Source organism: Litoreibacter meonggei, from assembly GCF_003663885.1.
Lineage (GTDB): Bacteria > Pseudomonadota > Alphaproteobacteria > Rhodobacterales > Rhodobacteraceae > Litoreibacter > Litoreibacter meonggei.
In genome coordinates this window covers 1-19575 of the sequence record NZ_RCCE01000007.1, presented here as the reverse complement: position 1 = coordinate 19575, position 19575 = coordinate 1, and the positions used below count along the sequence as shown (strand labels likewise).

20 protein-coding genes are annotated in these 19575 nt (G+C 55.4%); 13 read left to right on the top strand and 7 right to left on the bottom strand.

What is annotated here, in order from left to right; translation table 11 throughout:
- Positions 1-70: 70 nt before the first annotated feature.
- Positions 71-625 (bottom strand): hypothetical protein, encoded by a 555-nt coding sequence (locus tag BCF46_RS17925; protein WP_235872024.1) that lies wholly within the window; start codon positions 623-625, stop codon positions 71-73.
- Positions 626-710: 85 nt separating this feature from the next.
- Positions 711-1157 (bottom strand): DUF411 domain-containing protein, encoded by a 447-nt coding sequence (locus BCF46_RS17920; RefSeq protein WP_058314103.1) that lies wholly within the window; start codon positions 1155-1157, stop codon positions 711-713.
- A gap of 126 nt (positions 1158-1283) precedes the next feature.
- On the opposite strand from BCF46_RS17920, the gene BCF46_RS17915 reads away from it, so the two are divergent.
- From BCF46_RS17915 to BCF46_RS17875, 9 genes are all read left to right on the top strand, one after another.
- On the top strand, positions 1284-2003 hold the full coding sequence (locus tag BCF46_RS17915; protein WP_121027721.1) for a response regulator: 720 nt from the start codon (positions 1284-1286) through the stop codon (positions 2001-2003).
- Positions 2000-3442 (top strand): ATP-binding protein, encoded by a 1443-nt coding sequence (locus BCF46_RS17910; protein ID WP_121027991.1) that lies wholly within the window; start codon positions 2000-2002, stop codon positions 3440-3442. Before BCF46_RS17915 ends, BCF46_RS17910 begins: the two co-directional genes overlap by 4 nt.
- 17 nt (positions 3443-3459) lie before the next feature.
- Complete coding sequence (locus BCF46_RS17905) at positions 3460-4053, top strand: L,D-transpeptidase (protein ID WP_072629813.1); 594 nt, start codon at positions 3460-3462, stop codon at positions 4051-4053.
- A 134-nt stretch (positions 4054-4187) separates the two neighbouring features.
- Positions 4188-4754: a L,D-transpeptidase gene (locus BCF46_RS17900; RefSeq protein WP_121027718.1), complete on the top strand. Its 567-nt coding sequence runs from the start codon at positions 4188-4190 to the stop codon at positions 4752-4754.
- A gap of 170 nt (positions 4755-4924) precedes the next feature.
- Positions 4925-5515, top strand: a complete 591-nt coding sequence (locus BCF46_RS17895; protein ID WP_121027715.1) for a c-type cytochrome — start codon at positions 4925-4927, stop codon at positions 5513-5515.
- A gap of 4 nt (positions 5516-5519) precedes the next feature.
- The gene (locus tag BCF46_RS17890) at positions 5520-6410 is read left to right on the top strand and encodes a c-type cytochrome (RefSeq protein ID WP_121027712.1); all 891 of its coding nucleotides are present in this window, start codon (positions 5520-5522) and stop codon (positions 6408-6410) included.
- 16 nt (positions 6411-6426) lie between these two features.
- A complete protein-coding gene (locus tag BCF46_RS17885) occupies positions 6427-7815 on the top strand; it encodes a multicopper oxidase family protein (protein ID WP_121027709.1) in 1389 nt (462 codons plus the stop codon).
- Complete coding sequence (locus BCF46_RS17880; protein WP_425439448.1) at positions 7815-8306, top strand: c-type cytochrome; 492 nt, start codon at positions 7815-7817, stop codon at positions 8304-8306. Before BCF46_RS17885 ends, BCF46_RS17880 begins: the two co-directional genes overlap by 1 nt.
- Positions 8306-9025, top strand: a complete 720-nt coding sequence (locus BCF46_RS17875; RefSeq protein WP_072629808.1) for a DsbA family protein — start codon at positions 8306-8308, stop codon at positions 9023-9025. The genes BCF46_RS17880 and BCF46_RS17875 overlap by 1 nt, the downstream gene beginning before the upstream one ends.
- Before the next feature lie 8 nt (positions 9026-9033).
- On the opposite strand, the gene BCF46_RS17870 is transcribed toward BCF46_RS17875, so the two are convergent.
- On the bottom strand, positions 9034-9228 hold the full coding sequence (locus BCF46_RS17870; RefSeq protein WP_245990240.1) for a heavy-metal-associated domain-containing protein: 195 nt from the start codon (positions 9226-9228) through the stop codon (positions 9034-9036).
- Between the two features lie 152 nt (positions 9229-9380).
- Between BCF46_RS17870 and BCF46_RS17865 the strand changes: the two genes are divergently transcribed.
- Positions 9381-11891: a heavy metal translocating P-type ATPase gene (locus BCF46_RS17865; protein WP_121027703.1), complete on the top strand. Its 2511-nt coding sequence runs from the start codon at positions 9381-9383 to the stop codon at positions 11889-11891.
- Between the two features lie 9 nt (positions 11892-11900).
- On the top strand, positions 11901-12290 hold the full coding sequence (cueR, locus tag BCF46_RS17860; RefSeq protein WP_121027700.1) for a Cu(I)-responsive transcriptional regulator: 390 nt from the start codon (positions 11901-11903) through the stop codon (positions 12288-12290).
- Positions 12291-12292: 2 nt separating this feature from the next.
- On the opposite strand, the gene BCF46_RS17855 is transcribed toward cueR, so the two are convergent.
- Together BCF46_RS17855 and BCF46_RS17850 are read right to left on the bottom strand one after the other, a co-directional pair.
- Positions 12293-14308: a protein-disulfide reductase DsbD family protein gene (locus BCF46_RS17855; protein WP_121027697.1), complete on the bottom strand. Its 2016-nt coding sequence runs from the start codon at positions 14306-14308 to the stop codon at positions 12293-12295.
- A 187-nt stretch (positions 14309-14495) separates the two neighbouring features.
- Entirely contained in the window at positions 14496-15317 is an 822-nt protein-coding gene (locus BCF46_RS17850) for a DsbA family protein (RefSeq protein WP_245990238.1), read from the bottom strand.
- Positions 15318-15467: 150 nt separating this feature from the next.
- On the opposite strand from BCF46_RS17850, the gene BCF46_RS17845 reads away from it, so the two are divergent.
- Positions 15468-15989 (top strand): disulfide bond formation protein B, encoded by a 522-nt coding sequence (locus BCF46_RS17845; protein ID WP_121027691.1) that lies wholly within the window; start codon positions 15468-15470, stop codon positions 15987-15989.
- Positions 15990-16375: 386 nt separating this feature from the next.
- On the opposite strand, the gene BCF46_RS17840 is transcribed toward BCF46_RS17845, so the two are convergent.
- The gene (locus BCF46_RS17840; protein WP_170157976.1) at positions 16376-17329 is read right to left on the bottom strand and encodes an alpha/beta fold hydrolase; all 954 of its coding nucleotides are present in this window, start codon (positions 17327-17329) and stop codon (positions 16376-16378) included.
- A 7-nt stretch (positions 17330-17336) separates the two neighbouring features.
- Positions 17337-19097, bottom strand: a complete 1761-nt coding sequence (locus BCF46_RS17835) for an RcgA family putative transporter (protein WP_121027685.1) — start codon at positions 19095-19097, stop codon at positions 17337-17339.
- Between the two features lie 44 nt (positions 19098-19141).
- Here BCF46_RS17835 and BCF46_RS17830 point away from each other — a divergent pair, with 44 nt between their 5' ends.
- Positions 19142-19387 carry a hypothetical protein gene (locus BCF46_RS17830; protein ID WP_147436016.1) on the top strand — a complete coding sequence of 82 codons (246 nt, stop codon included), beginning with the start codon at positions 19142-19144 and terminating at the stop codon, positions 19385-19387.
- The last annotated feature ends 188 nt before the right edge of the window (positions 19388-19575 follow it).

The following is a 19575-nucleotide window of genomic DNA, read 5'->3' as shown; positions in this document are numbered from 1 at the left end:
TAAGGTCAAGGGTACATTTCGATACACTTGATCAGATGACGGTCTACGAATAGTTGTCCGGGTAAATCAGTCAGGTTGCCGAATTCAGCGCGTAAGACAAGACTGTCACACCGGGGATCGAGACCAGGCTGAAGAGCAGAGCTATATTCCTCGTTTTGGATTTGCTTGTATCAGACGTCTCGCCTGAACGTTTTGTCAGAACGGCCAGAAGCGCGATGAATGCGCCGGGCACAACGGCGTAGAGATACACGCCAGAGATGTTGTGAAAAATGAACGACCGCTCAAGCGTTGGTCCAACCACGCTTACTGCGGTTGCGCGATTGCCGCTGAAGGAGCCAAACAAGTCAGCCGACAGTACATAAACGAGAATGTGAATCGCGATGAAAGTGGCGCTTCGAAGGAGGCCATCCAGAACAATATACCCGATCTCCGAGCGGTCGGGATTATTCAACGTGTTATGTGCGAAGACAAACCCGATATAGTTGACAATAAATACAACCGGCAGCCCGTTTGTCATCACCTGACGCAGAAACCGCCCGAGCGCTGTGGAATTCGTCACGAGCATCGCCGCAAAATTGGGCGTGCTGACGACGTAGACAAACAGAAACGGCAGGATGCTTGCCATGCTCAGAAGGGATACGTTCCAACAAAACCTACCAAATGGCAGCGCGGGAGAATAGCTTTGTCGGAACGTATCGGGAGAAAGCACGTCAGCCGTGTGTCGCGAAAACCCGGGTCGATCCGTCCATAAGCACAAGCATCACATCATACGGATCGCCCCTGGTGCCCATACCGGGCGACCCCATAGGCATGCCCGGCGCTGTCACGCCGCGCGCCGCAGGCTTTTCCTGCAGCAACCGCGCGATGTCGGAGGCAGGCACGTGGCCCTCAACGAAGTAGCCACTCACAGAAGTCGTGTGACATCCGGCGAGCTCTGGCGCGATGCCGTATTTCTGCTTCAACACTTGAAGGGTGTCATAGTCGACGTCTTCAACTGATGCTTTGAACCCGGCAGAGATCATCTCATCAACCCACGCACCGCAGCAGCCGCAGGTCGGTGTTTTGGTTACCTGCAACATCGGGGTAGCAGTCTGTGACAATGCGGGACCTGCTGCAATCGCACTGGCGACCGTCAAGACAAATTGGCGTCTGTCCATTTCGAACTCCTTTTTCTCTTGGTTCTGATACTTGACATGCGTTCGGGAGTCGACCGGTAGACGTTGTTACATTTGGCTACAATCACGGGATGGGCGTTCCTGAGCCGGAATGTCTATAAAGACAATATGAAAGAGCAACCACGTATACTGGTCGTCGACGACCATTCAGAGATCAGAAAATCCGTAACAAGTTATCTGGAACGGAACGGACTACGTGCATCTGCGGCAGAGAATGCCGAACAGATGGACAGTAAGCTCGCAGAAGCCAATTTCGATCTCATCGTGTTGGATGTCATGATGCCGGGGGAAGACGGGTTGTCCGCGTGTCGGCGGCTGCGCAGGGAAGGACATACACCGATCCTGATGCTGACCGCATTGGGAGACGATGACAACCGCATAGCTGGCCTGGACGGCGGGGCGGACGACTACCTTGCGAAGCCCTTCAACCCCAAAGAACTGTTGGCGCGGATTAATGCAATTCTGCGACGAACGCAGCAAATCCCGCAGATCGACGACTTTGCCGGGAAGACAGTCAAATTTGCACATCTTGAGCTAGATGTCGACGGTCGCACTCTGATTGACCAAACTGGGTCCCGCACGCAACTCACGTCCGGGGAACTGAAATTGCTAACGCTGTTCCTCAAAAGGCCGAGGGCCGTCCTCGACAGAGACCACCTTCTTGAACTCAGCACAGGACGCATAGCGGGGCCTCTGGATCGAACAATAGACAATCAGGTGAGCCGATTGCGCAGGAAAATCGAGCAGGATGTATTGCGGCCCAGGGTCATCGCGACTGTGCGTAATGGTGGATACAGCCTGTCTTGCGATGTCGAGATATGCGCATGAAGATGTTACCACGGACGTTGCGCGCGCAGATTGCGCTTCTGGTCCTCGGCGTACTGTCCCTCGCACAGGCCCTAAGCCTGTGGTTCTTTGTTGATGAAAGATCGCTTGCCGTACAGGCTGCGATCGGCGCCGAAGCAGCGGCGCGCGCGGCAAACGTCGCTCAGTTGATTGAAGGGGCTCCCCCGGAACTGCACGCGCAGATCATTCGCGCTGCGACCTCACCGCTTGTGCGTTTCGATCTGGCAAATGCTCCAACGGTCCCCCATGGAGATCATGATGAAGGCGGGGCGGTTGAGGCACGGATCCGGGCATTGCTGGGAGAGAGTTACAGCCGTGATATTCGGGTTGAGGTTCATGAAATTGAAGGAGGCCTGCTGCCACTTCCAAATCTGTCACCGGAAATGGCAGATATGCATGCTGAAATGATGCAAGGCAGGCTTGCTGCCATTGAAATGGAGCTTTCTATTGCATTGGCAGGTGGAAGTTGGCTCAACGTCGGTACGCGATTTGAAAGGCCGCCGCTGCAATCATCCCTCGCCTCCAACATATCATTTGCTGTGACTGCGGGCCTTCTCTTGGTTGCCAGTTTCTGGTTTCTTCTCTCCAGATTGACCGGCCCACTCAACAACCTGGCAAACGCATCCGAACGCTTGGGGCGTGGTGCCGGAGAGGGGGACTTGCCGGTTGTGGGACCGAAGGAAGTGCAAGACCTGACCCATGCGTTCAATACTATGCAGGATCGCCTGACGCGTTTTGTCAGTGACCGAACCCAGATGCTTGCGGCGCTTGCGCACGATCTCCGGTCCCCTCTGACCGCCCTTCGCGTGCGGGCAGAGATGGTAGATGATGAGGATACACGCGCATCCTTAGTAACATCGAGCGAAGAGATGCAACAAATGGTCGATGCAACTCTGGATTTCGCGAAGGGTGTGGGCCAGCATGAAGACGTCCAATCCATTGATCTTCATGATCTGATTACCGGTATGGGGTTGGACAAGGTTCAAATGAACAGCGAAGGGCCCCTGATCGCATCTGTGAAGCCAAGTGCGATGCGGCGCGCCATGAGAAACCTGATTGAGAACGCGATCCGCTATGGGAACGAGGCCAGAGTATCTTGGGAAAGGTCGGGCGATGAGGTAGTGATCGCCGTTGACGACAATGGGCCCGGCATCCCCGAAAATCAACTAGAGGCCGTCTTCGGGCCTTATGTCCGACTTGAGACGTCGCGATCACAAGAAACGGGCGGTCATGGTTTGGGGCTGTCAATTGCGCGAAGTATCGTCCTTGAGCACGGCGGTTCCATTTTGTTGAAAAATCGCGTTGATGCGGGGCTCCGCGCAGAAATCACGCTGCCAATCAGGCCGGGTGCCGGCACCTCGCGACAAGAGTCTCTTTCGCCACGTATAGCGCATGCTATTACTAACCTCAAAACACAATAATTTCCCAAGGTACGTATATGAAACGAAGACATTTTCTGACGTCTGTTATTGCTCTTTCCGTGTGCGGAAAAACAGCATTTGCTCATAGTGACGCAGAGCATGATCGCCGCATCGGACCATCTGTCGTGCCTCCTGAGCATTTGCCGCGCGAAGTTGAGTATTCCGAGGCAGGGAAGCCGGGAGAAATACATGTCGATCCGAACCAGTTCGCGTTGTTTTGGACTTTGCCGAACCATCGGGCGGTCAGGTACACGGTCGGAATTGGCAGGGAAGGCCTCTATGAATCCGGCGAGTTCTATGTCGCGCGCAAGCAAAAGTGGCCGCGCTGGACGCCGACACCTGCAATGATAAGCAGAGAGCCGGGCCGATATCTTCGTTTTGCCGGCGGTGTTCCTGGGGGACTAAAAAATCCACTGGGTGCAAGAGCGTTGTACCTCTTTCAACCGGGTCGAGGAGACACATACCTAAGGATTCACGGAACCACGGACCCGAAGACGATCGGTCGACGCGTCTCGAACGGTTGCGCGAGGCTTACGAACAACCAAATTGTCGAGTTATACGAGCAAGTCCCGATCCAGACGCGTGTTGTGCTCAAACCTTTCGCCACGTGAGAATAGCAAAAACGCTCACAGAGCCTTGATAGCGATACATATAGTTACAAAAAACCAACCGCCCAGCTATTCAGGGAAACCATGCGATTGGGTAATCTAACAAGGAAGCAGGTACCCTAATCGAGGTTGGTCCCATGACCCGCAAACAAACAGTTTTGACACGTCGCGCATTCTCTACCGGGGTAGGGGCGGCAGCATTCGCAGCGCCTTCTATTCTAGGCGCGCAAGAACAAGCTCCGGTTCGGCGCAACATGTCTTCGTTCCGAACGCATGCTTGGCAGGATCACTTTGATCGGCTCGGAAATGGCATCATTATTTCGGATACGGTTTCACGTGTTCTGCAACATTGGACCGCAGACGGCGAAATGCGTATCTATCCAACGTCCGTGCCGATGACAGACGAGCTAACGCGGCGCGGATACACCGAAATCATCTTCAAGGATCCAGAGCCGGACTGGGCGCCAACACCGTCCATGCTTGAAAGAGACCCCACTCTGCCATCCTATGTGCCCCCCGGACCGGAAAACCCTTTGGGCATCCGGGCCATGCATTTGACATGGCAGTATTACAGAATCCACGGGACAAACGATACACGCAAGATCGGGCGGCGCTCATCAAACGGCTGCATTGGTCTGTTTAACGAACAAATCATCGAAGTGTATGACCGGACGCCAGTTGGCACTCAAGTCAAGCTAATCTGATGGCGAGATCCGGCATTTTCATCGCGGCGGTCCTGGTTGTCGGGGGGCGCCTGTGATCTGGCAGCAGTTGCAGCCGGTCGAAAGCTTCATAAACAGCGGCGTGAAAATGGCTGTTGAATATGTGCGGGAACTGCAGCGTGCAAACGGGATCAACTAATGGAGTGCTGGAAATGCGAATAAAGGTTTGGATCACATCCACGGTCATTGCGACGATCGGCGTCGCGGCTTGGGCGCATACTGGGGCAACGGGTGTTGTCCTCGAGCGCATGCAAGGCATGTCTGCGATGGGAGAATCCATCAAGACACTCATCCCGATGATGCGGGGTCAAGTTCCATACGATGCCGATCTGGTACGTCGTGAGGCAGACGCAATGGTCGGGCATTCGGGTGAACAGATGGCACGGCTGTTTCCCGAGGGGTCGGGTGGGGGCGTGTCCAAAGCGTTGCCGTCAGTGTGGGAAGACAGCGAACAGTTCGCGGCCCTCGCGGAAGACCTGAAAACAGCCGCAGAAGGATTGAAGTTAAGCGCAGGTAATGGGCTGGCCACAGCACAAAGCAACGACAGTGGATCAATGATGGGCGGCACAACCGGCGGGATGATGGGCGGTGGCGCTGCCTCCATGATGGGTGGAGGTATGATGGGATCGAACCAGGTCATGACGGGCGAGATGTTTGCCAACATGCCCGCAGACGCGGCGTTCACAATGGTTGCTCAGACATGTTCGGCCTGTCATCAGAAATTCCGCAAAGAAGACGAGTAAGCAAATGCGCTGGTGGCATTGGATTATTGGCGCGGGGTGCGTCGGTGGGATCGGAGTTGTCGCGGCAACGATAGCCTGGCCGATCGGAGCATCCGAGACAGAGATAAGTCTGGCCGGGGATGTTGAACGGGGATCGTATTTGGCACGGGCCAGCGGTTGTATCGCGTGCCACACACACTTTGAATCCGGAGGTGCCCCGCTGGCCGGGGGTGCCCCTCTCAAGACAGACTTTGGCACCTTTTACCCGCCAAATCTTACAACCGACGCGGAACATGGAATGGGAAACTGGACCGTGGCAGACTTCGCAAAAGCAGTGAGGCAGGGTATCTCTCCTGACGGCGATCCCTATTATCCGACCTTCACGTATCCGTTTTATGCAAATTTCACGGATCAGGACATTGCTGACCTGTGGGCCGCATTCCAGACCGTGCCAGCCGTGAACGTGCCAGCGCCGGCCCACGACGTCCCTTTTCCGTTCGATCAACGATGGGGGATGAAGCTTTGGAGAGCGGCGTTTTTGACGGAACCCTTTACGGCACCCGAAGCCGACAAAAGCGACGTCTGGAACCGGGGCAAGCTGCTGGTTAACGGTGCCGCACATTGCTCTGCCTGTCATACGACGCGGAACGTTGTAGGTGCACGCATTGTGGCTGAACGGTTTTCGGGCAACGATGCCCTGCCTGGAGGCGGCAAGGCCCCATCGATCCGTTCCGGCGATCTTTTGTCAGAAGGTTGGACAGTAGACGATCTGGCTTATGCATTGCGATCTGGCATCACGCCTTCGGGTGATGTCTTTGGAGGATCAATGGCCGAAGTTGTACGCTATGGAACGAGCTTCCTAAGCGATGCAGACCTGACCGCGATGGCCACCTACCTTATGGACAACGATATATAGCACTGGAAATCAACAGATGATCACGCTCAATCGACGCCAGTTTCTCGCCACATCCAGCGCATTTGCCGGGATGTCAGCCTCTGCTGGTTTCGCCAATTCACCGCCAACCAACCTGATTGCACAAGAGAGCGACGTGCAGTTGCTGCCTGGTGACTATGGCAAAACTTCGCTTTGGTGCTTTGACGGGAGTTCACCGGGCCCGGAAATCCGTGTCGCCCAAGGTGGTCGGGTGCAGCGCAGATTGGTCAATCGGTTTTCCCAAGGAACTTCAACGCACTGGCACGGAATCCGGATCGACAACGCCATGGATGGCGTTTCGGGCCTGACGCAGGATGCCGTCCAGCCAGGGGATGCCTTCGACTATGACTTTTTTGTCCCGGACGCTGGCACCTACTGGTATCACGCGCATAACCGTTCGTTGGAACAGGTGGCCAGGGGACTCTATGGCGCCCTGATCGTTGAAGAAGCGGAGGCCCTCGATATTGATCGGGAGGAGGTTTTGATACTTGATGATTGGCGCATCAATCCCGAAACCGCCCAGATCCAGAATGACTTTGGTGCGCCTCGTGATCTCAGCCACGCGGGAAGGCTCGGAAACCTGATTACGACCAACGGGACTTTTAATCTCGCTTTGTCTGCGCGCAGGAATGAACGCCTGCGTCTGCGGCTCGTCAATGCCTCCAACGCGCGCAATTTCCAGTTGGGCTTGGATGGACTCGACGGGTGGTTGGTCGCCCTTGATGGGATGCCGTTGACTGCACCGTTGAAGGTAACTGACACCATGACCCTTGCACCGGCCCAACGTATTGACCTGATCGTCGATGTAGCGGCAAACGTCGGAGAAACGGCCCATATCGTTCAGGTTGGTCGCGAAGAGACTTTTAGCCAGGTCGCTTTCGAGGTCGAGGAAGGTGGCACCGTAAACCGCAGGGATGCGCCCGCGGCCCTGCCTCCGAATGACCACGCAATGGTTGATCTGCAGGACGCCACAACGCTCAGTCTGAGTATGGAAGGGGGCGCGATGGGCCGTTTGAGTTCCGCGTCTCTTGGTGGGGAAATCAAGCCGATGGGCGAGCTTGTTCAAGCCGGGTATTTCTGGTCGTTCAACGGGAAGGTTGACGGTATCGACGGCGAACCTTTCGCGCGATTGGACCGAGGGCAGAATGTGCGTTTGAAGATGGTGAACGATACGGTTTTCCCACATGCCATGCACCTGCATGGTATGCACTTTCATGAAGTGGCAGAGGATGGCACGCTCGGACCACTACGTGATACCACGCTCCTTGAACGCGGAGAGACGCGTGAAGTCGCGTTCGTGGCGGACAATCCTGGCCAGTGGCTGCTGCATTGCCATATGTTGTCACATGCGGCCTCGGGCATGATGACCAAGATCGTTGTTGGATGATGACCCGATCTGCATATCTCGGGCTTGGACTTGCGGGTGTCGCGGCGGTTGCGGCCTTCCTTTGGACTGAAATCGGCGACGCGCCCCTTTCGTCAAACTCCGCGAGCGCCGGCCCGGTCGACATAGCCGCAGGTGAGATCCTTTACGCGGAAAACTGCGCCGCGTGCCATGGTGCAAACCTAGAGGGCGAGGAAGACTGGCGCACGCCGCGCGAAGATGGAAGCCTGCCAGCTCCTCCGCACGACGCGACCGGACATACATGGCATCATCCTGACAGCATGCTTTTTACCTACACCAAGCAAGGGGGCCAGGCGACGCTCGCCGCGCAAGGCATTGAATTCAACAGCGGCATGCCGGGTTTCGGCGAACAACTGAGCGACGAGGACATCTGGAACATCCTCGCATACATCAAATCAATCTGGCCGGAGCGTGAACGCGCCGCGCAGGCCGATCGAACGGCACAGGACATAGCGTCAAAAGGAGACGGGTAATGAAGAGATTTTTAGCCACCGCTGCACTTGTGATGCTTCCCATAGCTGCGATGGCAGACGGCCTTGACGAAAACCGGATCAAGGAACTTGTGCTGGAAGCCATCCGCGAAAATCCGGGCATTGTATTCGAGGCCGCCCAATTGTTCGAAGAGCAGCAACAAGCTTTGCAGGCGCAAGCCGCAGCGGAGGTTCTCGATACTGAAAAAGCCACGCTTGAAAATGATCCAAACGCACCTGTTCTGGGCAATCCGGAGGGCGATGTCACGGTTGTGGAATTCTTCGATTACAACTGCCCATATTGCCGTAGGGTCAAACCTGAAATGGAGGCACTGCTTGCCGCCGATCCCAACGTCAGGGTCGTGTATCGAGAGTGGCCGATTTTGGGGGAGGGTTCGGTGTTTGCCGCCCGCGCGGCATTGGCTTCGCGCAATCAGGGCAAGTATGAAGAATTCCACTGGGCGATGATGCAGTTAAAGCAACGCGCTGAGGAAGCCACGATTATTCGCGTTGCGGAAGACATCGGCCTCGATGTTGCACAGCTGCGTCGCGACATGACCGCACCGGAAATTGAAGAGCACATTCAAACTTCCATGCGGCTTGCGCAGTCGCTGGGGTTCAGTGGCACACCTTCATTCGTGATCGGCGACAGTCTTGCGCCGGGTCTGATTCAGGCGGACCAGATGATTGAACTTGTCGATCAGGCCCGGGCCGCCGAATAAGGACAAGCCTACGCGGCTGAAGCGTCGTAGCCTGCGTCAACGATGGCTTGCCGCACGGCGGCTTGTTCCAATGTGCTTTGGACAGTGACGAGGCAATGGTCCAGATCGGTCGCAATGACGCCCGATGGGTCTTTCGCCTTGATACCGCTTTCGATGGCGGATGTGCAGTGTTCACAGGTCATTTTCGGGACGGAAAAAATCATGAGGGTCTCCATTTGCAACGCGACCTGACTGTTGCTGATTCCACTGGCGGGAAGGTCAAGACACTTTTGACCGCAAAAAAATTCAGTTTCCCTCTTGAGCTTCCCGCAACTGGAAGCTTTAGATTGAAAGCGACTTGGTAGAGGATGCTTTGATGACAGGTTCCAGTTCCATACAGCTTTCAATCACCGGCATGAGCTGTGCGTCATGTGTCGGACGGGTCGAAAATGCCCTGAATGATGTGCCTGGTGTTTCGGGCGCAAGCGTGAACCTTGCCAAGGAGACGGTGCGGTTCCAAAGTGATTTTCCTGCTGCCACAGGTGCCGCAATCGAGGCCCTGTCAGCTGCTGGCTATCCGGCCAGAACGGCCCGGGTCACGTTGAATGTGGGGGCGATGTCCTGCGCATCCTGTGTGGGTCAGGTTGAACAGGCCCTAAAGGCCGCGCCGGGTATTTTAGACGTGGCGGTCAATCTCGCTGCCGAAACGGCGGCTGTCAGCTATCTGCCAGATGTCATCACACCTAAAGAAATCGCCGAGTCTAGCACGGCTGCAGGATACCCTGCCGAAGTTGCAGATACAGATGCGCAGGTCAGCCGATCAGAACGCAAGGCCGACGAGGCAAAGGTCCTGGCGCGCCGCGTCGTGTTTGCCGCTATTCTGACCGTTCCGGTGTTCATTCTGGAAATGGGCAAACACACGATCCCGGGCTTTGAGGAGTTGATTGAGCGTACAATCGGCATCCAGACTTCTTGGTTGATCCAGTTCGCGCTTGCGACGGTGGTTCTGTTTGGACCGGGTTGGGGCTTTTTTGCAAAAGGCATTCCGGCGCTGCTCAGACGTGTTCCGGATATGAACAGCCTTGTCGCACTCGGCACAGGTGCGGCATGGAGCTATTCAGTCGTGGCGACGTTTTTGCCCGACCTGCTGCCCGACGGCGTTCGAGCCGTTTATTTCGAAGCGGCTGCGGTCATTGTCGTGCTTATCCTGCTGGGGCGCTTTCTGGAAGCCCGCGCAAAGGGTAAGACCGGTGCCGCCATACAGGCGCTTTTGGGCTTGCAGGCAAGGACGGCGCGGGTTCTGCGCAACGGACAGGCCAGCGAGGTCGAGATCGAGGCACTTCGGATCGGGGATCTGGTCCTAGTGCGTCCCGGTGAAAGGGTGCCCGTCGATGGCGACGTGACAGACGGGTCAAGCAATGTCGATGAAAGCATGATCACTGGCGAACCCCTTGCCGTTCCGAAAACGGCGGGCAATCCAGTGACCGGCGGCACCGTGAACGGCACCGGTAGCCTGACCATCGCGGCCACTCGGGTCGGGGCCGATACCACGCTCGCCCAGATCATTCGTATGGTGGAAGAAGCGCAGGGCGCGAAGCTGCCGATCCAGGGGCTTGTCGATCGTGTCACCATGTGGTTCGTACCGGCCGTTCTGGTTCTGGCGCTCGTGACCGTGGCTGTCTGGCTTCTGGTTGGTCCTGATCCGGCCCTGACCTTTGCCCTGGTCGCAGGCGTGTCTGTTTTGATCATTGCGTGCCCTTGTGCCATGGGATTGGCCACGCCCACCTCAATCATGGTGGGCACGGGCCGCGCGGCCGAAATGGGGGTTTTCTTCCGCAAAGGGGATGCGCTGCAACATCTGGATGAAGTTGATATTGTTGCGCTCGACAAGACGGGAACCGTCACACAAGGTCAGCCAAGCCTGACCGATCTCATTACGACTGATGGCTTTGATCGTGCAGAGACACTCGCCCTCATCGCATCTGTCGAAGCGCAATCCGAGCATCCCGTGGCCGAAGCCATTGTGCAGTCTGCGGAAAACGAAGGCGTGTCCTGGCCGGATGCTACAGAGTTCCGTTCCGTGACGGGCTACGGCGTCGAAGCTCTGGTCCAGGGCCGCAAAGTACTTGTTGGCGCCGATCGCTTCATGGCGCAACGGGGCATCGACATTGGCCCGTTGGAAGATCGGGAACGGGCATTGGCTGACAAGGGACGTACCGCGCTCTTTGCCGCCGTTGATGGATCCCTTGCGGCAGTGATTGCTGTTTCTGACCCGGTGAAATCGTCCAGCGCCGATGTCATCCGTGCCCTGCATGATCGCGGGATCAAAGTCGCCATGATCACTGGCGACAAGAAGGCCACAGCAGACGCGATTGCCCGCGAGGTCGGGATCGACCACGTTGTGGCCGGGGTGCTGCCAGATGGAAAAGTTGCAGCGCTCCAGGAACTGAAGCAGGGCAATCGCAAGATCGCCTTTGTCGGCGATGGCATCAACGACGCACCAGCGCTGGCCCATGCCGATGTCGGCATCGCCATCGGAACCGGCACGGATGTGGCCATTGAAAGTGCCGACGTGGTGTTGATGTCCGGGGATTTGCGCGGCGTGGTGAACGCCATTGAAGTGGCTCGCACGACCATGCGCAACATCCGGCAGAACCTCATATGGGCCTTTGGATACAATGTGGCGTTGATTCCGGTCGCAGCGGGCGCACTCTATCCCGCCTTTGGGCTGCTGTTGTCACCCATCTTTGCCGCCGGGGCCATGGCGCTGTCTTCGGTATCGGTTCTGAGCAATGCGCTTCGTCTGCGCCGTATCAAACCGACGATGGCAGAAGGTGACGCGCCCCAGCAACCCGCAACGAAACTCACAACGCAGCCAGCAGAATAGGAGGCCAAGGTGAATATCGGCGAAGTATCAGAACGCGCGGGCTTGCCACCAAAGACAATCCGCTACTACGAGGATATTGGTCTTGTTCGACCTCTGCGCAGCGATAACGGGTACCGCGCCTTTCGGGAGAGCGACATTCACAAGCTGGCGTTCCTGGGCCGTGCTCGAACACTGGGTTTTTCGATTGAAGATTGCCGCACGCTTCTTGGTCTATATGAAGATGAGACGCGGGAAAGCGCGCAAGTAAAATCGGTCGCGAAAGAGCATCTTACGGCCATTGACAGCAAAATCGCCCAACTCAAGTCAATGCGAAAGACGCTATCGCACCTCGTCGAAGCGTGCCAAGGCGATCATCGGCCAGACTGTCCTATACTGGAGGACCTCGCCAAAGGATCCTGACCTTATTTGTCTACGGCGAGCGCGGCGGCGTCCAATGCGTTTAGAACAGCGTCAGATGTCAGGACTTCGGACAATATGATCCCGTCCGGCGCATTCGGCCCATAGACGATGTTAAAGGGTATCCCAAACCTGTTGTGGGCCTCCAGATATCGCGAAATATCGGGATTGGGCCGCGTCCAGTCGGCCTGCATTGCGACGACTTTTTCGTCTCGCAATCGGTCAACGACCGGCACTCGGTCCAGAACAAGCGTCTTGTTTGCCTTGCAGGTGAGGCACCAATCTGCGGTGACGTCGACAAAGACCGTCTGGCCCTGAGAGATCAGTCTTGGGATTTCGGAGCGGTCGAATGTGACCCAATCCTGACCAATCTCTTTTATCGTTGGCGGGGGGGCCATGGTACGAGGAAGTGCAAGGCTGAGAACGGCAACGGCAGCCAGCGCGGCAGGTCGCGTAAATCTCCCTGGCAGCCGGATGGTGGCAAAGAGAACGAAGAACACTGCAAGTACTAGAACCGAGACGGCAACCCGGACTCCCGACACGCCCATCAGGACCCAGAGCAGCCAGATCGCGGTGCCCGCCAAAAGACCGGCAAGCACCCACTTAACGACAAGCATCCATCGGCCGGGCTTGGGCAACAGTCGGACCATGCCGGGCTTCCAGGCAAACAGCAGATAGGGCAGGGACAGCCCAAGGCCCAAAGCCGTGAACACGATGATGACATCAATTGGGCGACCGGACAGGGCAAAGGCCACCGCCGTCCCAAGGAAGGGGGCTGAACAGGGCGTTGCCAGTACCGCAGCAAAGGCACCCGTCGCGAAATCCCCGATGTAACCGTCCCGACTGCTTGATCTGGCCAGCCGCGACTGTAACCCGGAAGGCAGCGAAATCTCGAATATCCCGAACAGATTGGCGGCAAAGACAGTCAGGACCAGAAACATGATTGTCAGGAAAACAGGGTTTTGGAATTGCAGACCCCATCCCACCGTGATCCCGACGGACTGCAAGACCAAAATTCCAGCGGACAGCACCCACATGAACACCAGCACGCCAAGCGCCGACATCAGGAATCCGTTCCGAACCTCGTGTGATGGTTTGTCTCCATGATTGAGAACCGATGTCAGTTTGATGGACAGGACGGGCAGAACGCAGGGCATGACATTCAGGATCAAACCACCGAGGAAAGCAAAGGCGGCGATCGCCAGTATCTGCGCCAGATCAGGCAGGTTCGCCACAAGCTCGAAAGGCGCATCCGGGACGGTATTTGACCACTCAGGCATGGCCGTCACGGCGCGTGACCCGTCTGTCACCGTAACTTGCAACAGTGGCAATTGTTCTTCACTGGCCAAGAGGGGCAATTTCGCCCAAAGTTCCGTTCCCGCGCTGTTCGTTCGGATGTCCGGCTTTCCGAAGGTAAATGTCGGTCCCATTTCCGGGAATACGTCCGGGTTCACAAAGGCGTTTGCACTGCGCGCTGTGACGTAGAGCGCGCCATCGGCGATTACAGCCGTCTCGACCTCGATGTCAGCCGCATCGGGACCAAGCGGCACCCGTTCGGCAAACTCGGAGATAAGCGAAGCGGAGGCCGCATCAATTCCAGCGCCAGCCGGGATCGTCAGAGCGAGGTTGAAATCATGGGGCACGCACACGGTCGAGCAGGTTAACAGCGTGACTCCCGCCTGAAGCTCGACCGCCTGTCCGGCTGTTTCAAGAACCGCCTGGATGGGAAGGACAACACGTTTGTTGTACCCGAAATTCTCGATCCCGAATGCTGTGAAACGCTCAGGCGCAGGCCAGAGAATCTGTGCCGTCGCCAGGTTTGTCGATCCATCCCACGAGATTTCAGGCGGCAGACCGACCTCGCCGGGTGAGCGCCAATAGGCTTTCCAGCCCTCGGCCAGCTTGATGTCGAGGCCGAGTGACAAAGTTCCGGAATTCGTCGCAACGCCATTTTCGACAGAGATAAGCCGCGCTGAAATCGCCGTGTTCTCGTAAGTATCAGTTGACGCTGCGACGCTCATGGATGCCCAGAGACACGCCATCAACGCCAAAACAAGACACCTCGGGGCTCGCAACATCATTTGGGGCGCTTTCGTCGTTGTTGCTCAAAAGCAGGCGCAGATCCCTGGGCCAACCTATTGGCGGCGGAATTTTTGCGACAGTTCCTAAGGCCCCAAAGGAGACGGGCATGGCAAATCCAATTAGGCTCTACACTGAAACACATACCACGCCCCAACCTTCTTCGCGCTCCAGTTCGACGATCTGTTCGATCATTTTGTCGCTGATCTGGCCTTGAACGACGGTACGACCAATCACAAGCGCAGGTGTGCCTACAAAGGCAAAGACCCGGGCAAGAGCCGCACTATTTTCCAGTTCTTGGGCAATCTCGGCGCTTTCCATGTCGGCAACCAATTTGGTGCCATCAACACCAAGATCATCCGACAGTCGACGGAGATACTCGGGCGTTGCTTGAAATGGGCTCTTCATCAACCTCTCATGGAACGCGACGTAGGCCCCTTGTCGTTTTGCCGCTAACGCGGCTTTGGCGGCCAGGTTCGAGCTATCTCCGAGCAGCGGAAGCTCATGCCATGCGACCACAACCTCGTCATCCATCTCTTGTGACATATCCGCCAGACGTTTGGTTTGCACTCGGCAGAAGGGACAGTAATAATCTGAGAACGAGGCCATCGGAATCTTCGATGCAGTCGTTTCAAGACCCCCATAGAGCGCACCACAAATATCTTCGGACACCCTCTTCAGGGCCGCGGCTTTCCGTGCTGTCGCCTCAGCACTGTCAACGTTGCCCAAACCTACGAATGGGTCAAATCCGCCTGAAGTCTCTCCCGCCACATATTTTCGAAAACCAATCGGAGTGTCGAGCGGCACGAGTTCGAGCCTTTCGGGCAGCAAAGAGGGCACCGTACGGAGGGCAGTGTAACCCGCTAAGATCGCACCGATCGTCAATAGCGTTGATCGCTTCTTGGTGTCCATCCTCAGCCGTAAATTGGGGTCGCATTGGCGGTCAGTCATACCGTCTCAACTTGCGACGCGTCAACTTTACAAACCGATACAATATTATTCGTGAAAACATGGCATTGCGGAGATATTCAGAGGATCGGAGGTCGGGTGCAAATGCATTTTCAACCTCTGGCAATATTGCTGTCATGAACGGATTAAAGCTTGAGCTATTCGGGAAAACAAATTGGTCTTCTCGCGGCTGCTGGGTCGGCGGCTTTGCTCTTTGCAGCTTTCGTCTTTCAGGCTTTGGGCTATGCGCCCTGCGCGATGTGCATTTGGCAGCGGTATCCGCATGTAGTTGCAATCGGCATGGGTCTGCTTTTGGCGATCGGACTACCGATTATTCCACTCTTGCTCATCGGCGCAGCTTCTGCGGCAACGACTGCGGCACTCGGCGTCTTCCACACGGGTGTCGAACGGGATTGGTGGGAAGGGCCTACATCCTGTACCGGGTCCGGGCTCGACATGAGCTCAATGTCGGCCGAGGACCTTTTGTCTACCGATGGGCCATCTAGCCTGGTCATGTGCGATCAGGTGGCATGGGAATTTCTAACTTTGTCGATGGCCAGTTGGAACGCAGTCTTCAGTCTTGTGTTTGCGGGGCTTTGGGTGTTCGCATTCGGGATGCGCCAGAGTAACAGCACGGGGCCAAGCCTCACTTCACCACCGACCCCTGAGGCTTAGTCGCCAAAAGACATCGTTCAAGTATCTCAAATTCAAATGACATTATAACCCTAATCGGACTCAACTCATTTAGAGCTAAGCCGGTCCGCCGGTTTCGCTCTCGAGCATGATGGCCTGCTGCTATCACATCCTGTTGCATTGGGTAAATCGCCTTCGACGCCGGTTTTCCCAACCACGCCCATATGACAGTCGTCATCCGCCGAGTTTTCGGTGTCACGCCCGCAGCGACGCGGGACTGAAGTTGTACGCATCTGGACGATGCTGATCTTTTATTTGATCTATCACATCGCAAAGCTTTTACCGGAAGTGTCCGAATGGTAGTTCCGTCCGCGCCTTTCTACCTTTGATGCACGCTCCGGAAAAAGCCCGCAGGCCAGCTTGCCCCACTACCGCTTTGCTGCAGAATTCGCTCTTGCAAAGAAATCGAAAATCTGGATCATCACGTCGCCGCCTACTTCTGGGATCTCAGTCAACACGTCATGCTTGGCGTTTCGGATCATGGAAAATTCGGCATTCGGCCATTTCTCCATACGCCGCTTGATTGAGGCGTTGTCGACGAGCTGATCAAGTTCGCCGCAAAAGGTGATGCAAGGAACACTGGGGGAGGGAACGGTTGAAAGCCTCCGGCACTCTGCGAGTGCTTCATGGAGCCACGACATTGTTGGTCCGCCGATCTGAAGCTCGGGCGCAGCTTGTGCTTGCTTGACCCAATAATCGTACATCGCATTATTGTGCGTAAGGTTATTGTTTTCGAATGGCGTTTCCAAAACATATATCGCGCCACTTTCCCCAGGTACGTATTTTTGGCCCATACCCAATTTTTGGAATGCCCACGAAAGAGGCCAAGCAGCGATGCGCTGAATTGTGGACATCTTGATGCCAAACATAGGAGAAATGAAAGCCGACGCTGCAACAGGAAGACCGTCAAGCATGGCGCGAAAGCCGATACAGGCACCCATGGACACGCCGACCAAAAAGTATGGCTTTGGCAACTGTAGTTCTTCAGCAGCCTTCAGGAACGCCGCAACATCTTTTTGATAGTCAGAAAAACTCACGATGTGTCCTGCTTGTGGATCAGGCGCCATTCGATCGGATAAACCCTGGCTACGCCAGTCTATGATCGCGGTTGAATAACCCTTCTCTGCAAACGTCTTTGCAACCCGTCCGTATCTCTCAACATAACCGAAGCGACCGAGCATGAGTAAGATCGTGCCCTTGGCCTCGGCTTCGGAATCGTAAGTGCCAACCCGAACACGGACGCCATCATCCGTTTCTATCCAGTAGGCGTTGCCTGATGCAGGGCCTTCTGCAATATCACCATAGAATTTTGCCTGTTCCATCACCCACCTAAAATGTTCGTAATCTTGGTCCGGATAGCACATGCAACGAAGCTAGCGTACTGGCTGCAACAAGAAGCGAAAATCCGGTGAATCTTCCCACAAGTACCAAGTTGAACGACAGCAACCCAATAACTGCAAGCATCTTTACGATTGCGACCCGATCGCGGGAAAACGGATAGTCGTCGTCGTAGACAGATAAGCGCTCAAAGACTGTCTGTATTTTCAGCGCGCACACCATGAAAATAGTGACGGTGACGACCATCATCATGAAGGTTGTGAAGTGGCTTATTGAAGTATTCTCCAACCAACCGTTGCGAATGCTGTTCGCCCCAAAAACGCTCAGCGCATCGGTGCTCAGCCAAGTTACGAAGTTTGGACTGTCAGAAGATAGATAAGTGATCTGTAGCTTGACCAGCGATGCCAGCCAGAGCGCAAAGACCGCTATGCGAAACCCGCCCCATACGATCTTCTGGCCTTCTTTCCTGATTTGGTTTGTATCCGCGGTGCTTCCTTCAAGGTCAGCGGTCGTACAGAGGTCATGATAGTCTAGGACGATGATGACCAGGAACAGCAATCCAAACATGAAGATCGCGATATAGGACGCCGTGTAGAGATAGCCAATGAATGACAAAGCCATTGCCTCTGCCACAGAAATGACCTCGGGACGCACCAATGTGACCAAGTATCTATCAATCTGAACGCCATTGGTGTCACCAGATAGATAGGCAGGCACATAGATGCCGGCCCACTGGAATCCAAAGACGAACAGGAAGCAGAACAAAGCAATCCCCCAGAAAGAGAACGAATAGTCGTTGACCTTCGCAAACCACGCTTCGTTGCTCCCGATTTTGACTGAAATCACGTCATGAGCCGTGCATTTGGTCCGACCGACACCCTTCCAGTAGGTGTTTAAGTCACTTACGTAAAAAATGAATGCTGGCAAAGCGATCAGAGGTAAAACTGTTAGTGTTGGCGCCCAGATGAAACCGACTTGCTTGTCCAGTCCATTGAATGGGCTGTATGTGACGCTCAGAGTACCCAGAACATAATTCAACAAACCCAATCCACAGACAACCAGCCAATATGCGATCAACACGTTCATTGATCCTGAACCGCTGAGCATCCATTCGCACTTTTCCGCCAGGGATTTTGCTCTGCGTTCGCCGTCTTCAGTTGTGATTGCGGCGCTTGTGCTGACGATATAATTTAGTGGCTCAGACATCTGTGGCATCGCAAAACGCAATGGTTCGGCTTCTGGACTCACCGAACTGCAGACCTGACGTTTTTTCTCACGCCGTTGGTTTGTCAGGCGATCCTTAGATGCCTTCAGCTCAGCTTGCCATTTGCTTGCTTCTTCCGGGTCGCAGCATCCGAAGATCCGGGCGAGCCAGCGAATATTATCGTTGCTGATCCCGTTGTCGTTATCTTGAAACCAAGTCTGCACCGCGCGAAGCTCGATGCCATTCTCGTTGCCTTCTAACGAGGACACCGCTTCCGCAAGAGTTTCGGGCGTCCAAGGGCCATCAGCGAAGCCCTGCCGATCTACTGGACGGCCTGCCCCTTCTGCAGCTAGGCGGGCGAACAGCACTTTGAAGTTCTCTGAGCTTTTCTGCGCCGCAATAAAAAATCTACCGTTTTTAATCAATATCTTATACGCGAATTTTGCGCTCCTTTGCGCCCCTTTGCGTATCTTATCGTGCAATCGCAGCTTTCGTAACCACAACTGGGACGGGAAGCGGGGTGCTGCCGATGACGCTTCGGCGAGCATGGACTCTTACCCGCGTAAGGACCTGGAATTCTGGGGGAGCGACTATGGCGAGAATTGCCCAAACAAGAATGATATCGACTGGCCCGATTGTTCTGCGTCGCTCGTCCAAAATCCGAGCCGACAGCTCTCATTTGCCCGGTGCAGAACCCAAGCGGGTTCATGCACGGGCTGTCAAACGCATCTTTGATCGAGAGACTGGTGAGCTGGTGGGTTGGCTTTATGAGTGGAACACCGGGTCGTTGGTGCCGAGATGGAAATCAGACGCGCGTGAAGATGTCGTATACGATTGAATTACGTGCGAAACTGGAATCGTTAGGAAAACAAGGTCAGTAACACTGATATATTTAACATAACAGTTCTTATGCGCCTAGAGACATGTAGCAGGTGGATTCACAAACGAAGTGCAAATTCTGTATCAAAACAGAACCTTGCATGGAGAATGACAAATGGGAAGCTGTTACCCTCACCTGAGTTTGGA

Excerpts from the sequence above, each read along its gene's own strand:
- BCF46_RS17925 (WP_235872024.1), bottom strand. The coding sequence starts at position 625 with ATGGCAAGCATCCTGCCGTTTCTGTTTGTCTACGTCGTCAGCACGCCC.
- BCF46_RS17920 (WP_058314103.1), bottom strand. The coding sequence starts at position 1,157 with ATGGACAGACGCCAATTTGTCTTGACGGTCGCCAGTGCGATTGCAGCA.
- BCF46_RS17915 (WP_121027721.1), top strand. The coding sequence starts at position 1,284 with ATGAAAGAGCAACCACGTATACTGGTCGTCGACGACCATTCAGAGATC.
- BCF46_RS17910 (WP_121027991.1), top strand. The coding sequence starts at position 2,000 with ATGAAGATGTTACCACGGACGTTGCGCGCGCAGATTGCGCTTCTGGTC.
- BCF46_RS17905 (WP_072629813.1), top strand. The coding sequence starts at position 3,460 with ATGAAACGAAGACATTTTCTGACGTCTGTTATTGCTCTTTCCGTGTGC.
- BCF46_RS17900 (WP_121027718.1), top strand. The coding sequence starts at position 4,188 with ATGACCCGCAAACAAACAGTTTTGACACGTCGCGCATTCTCTACCGGG.
- BCF46_RS17895 (WP_121027715.1), top strand. The coding sequence starts at position 4,925 with ATGCGAATAAAGGTTTGGATCACATCCACGGTCATTGCGACGATCGGC.
- BCF46_RS17890 (WP_121027712.1), top strand. The coding sequence starts at position 5,520 with ATGCGCTGGTGGCATTGGATTATTGGCGCGGGGTGCGTCGGTGGGATC.
- BCF46_RS17885 (WP_121027709.1), top strand. The coding sequence starts at position 6,427 with ATGATCACGCTCAATCGACGCCAGTTTCTCGCCACATCCAGCGCATTT.
- BCF46_RS17880 (WP_425439448.1), top strand. The coding sequence starts at position 7,815 with ATGACCCGATCTGCATATCTCGGGCTTGGACTTGCGGGTGTCGCGGCG.
- BCF46_RS17875 (WP_072629808.1), top strand. The coding sequence starts at position 8,306 with ATGAAGAGATTTTTAGCCACCGCTGCACTTGTGATGCTTCCCATAGCT.
- BCF46_RS17870 (WP_245990240.1), bottom strand. The coding sequence starts at position 9,228 with ATGATTTTTTCCGTCCCGAAAATGACCTGTGAACACTGCACATCCGCC.
- BCF46_RS17865 (WP_121027703.1), top strand. The coding sequence starts at position 9,381 with ATGACAGGTTCCAGTTCCATACAGCTTTCAATCACCGGCATGAGCTGT.
- BCF46_RS17855 (WP_121027697.1), bottom strand. The coding sequence starts at position 14,308 with ATGAGCGTCGCAGCGTCAACTGATACTTACGAGAACACGGCGATTTCA.
- BCF46_RS17850 (WP_245990238.1), bottom strand. The coding sequence starts at position 15,317 with ATGACTGACCGCCAATGCGACCCCAATTTACGGCTGAGGATGGACACC.
- BCF46_RS17840 (WP_170157976.1), bottom strand. The coding sequence starts at position 17,329 with ATGGAACAGGCAAAATTCTATGGTGATATTGCAGAAGGCCCTGCATCA.
- BCF46_RS17835 (WP_121027685.1), bottom strand. The coding sequence starts at position 19,097 with ATGCTCGCCGAAGCGTCATCGGCAGCACCCCGCTTCCCGTCCCAGTTG.
- BCF46_RS17830 (WP_147436016.1), top strand. The coding sequence starts at position 19,142 with ATGGCGAGAATTGCCCAAACAAGAATGATATCGACTGGCCCGATTGTT.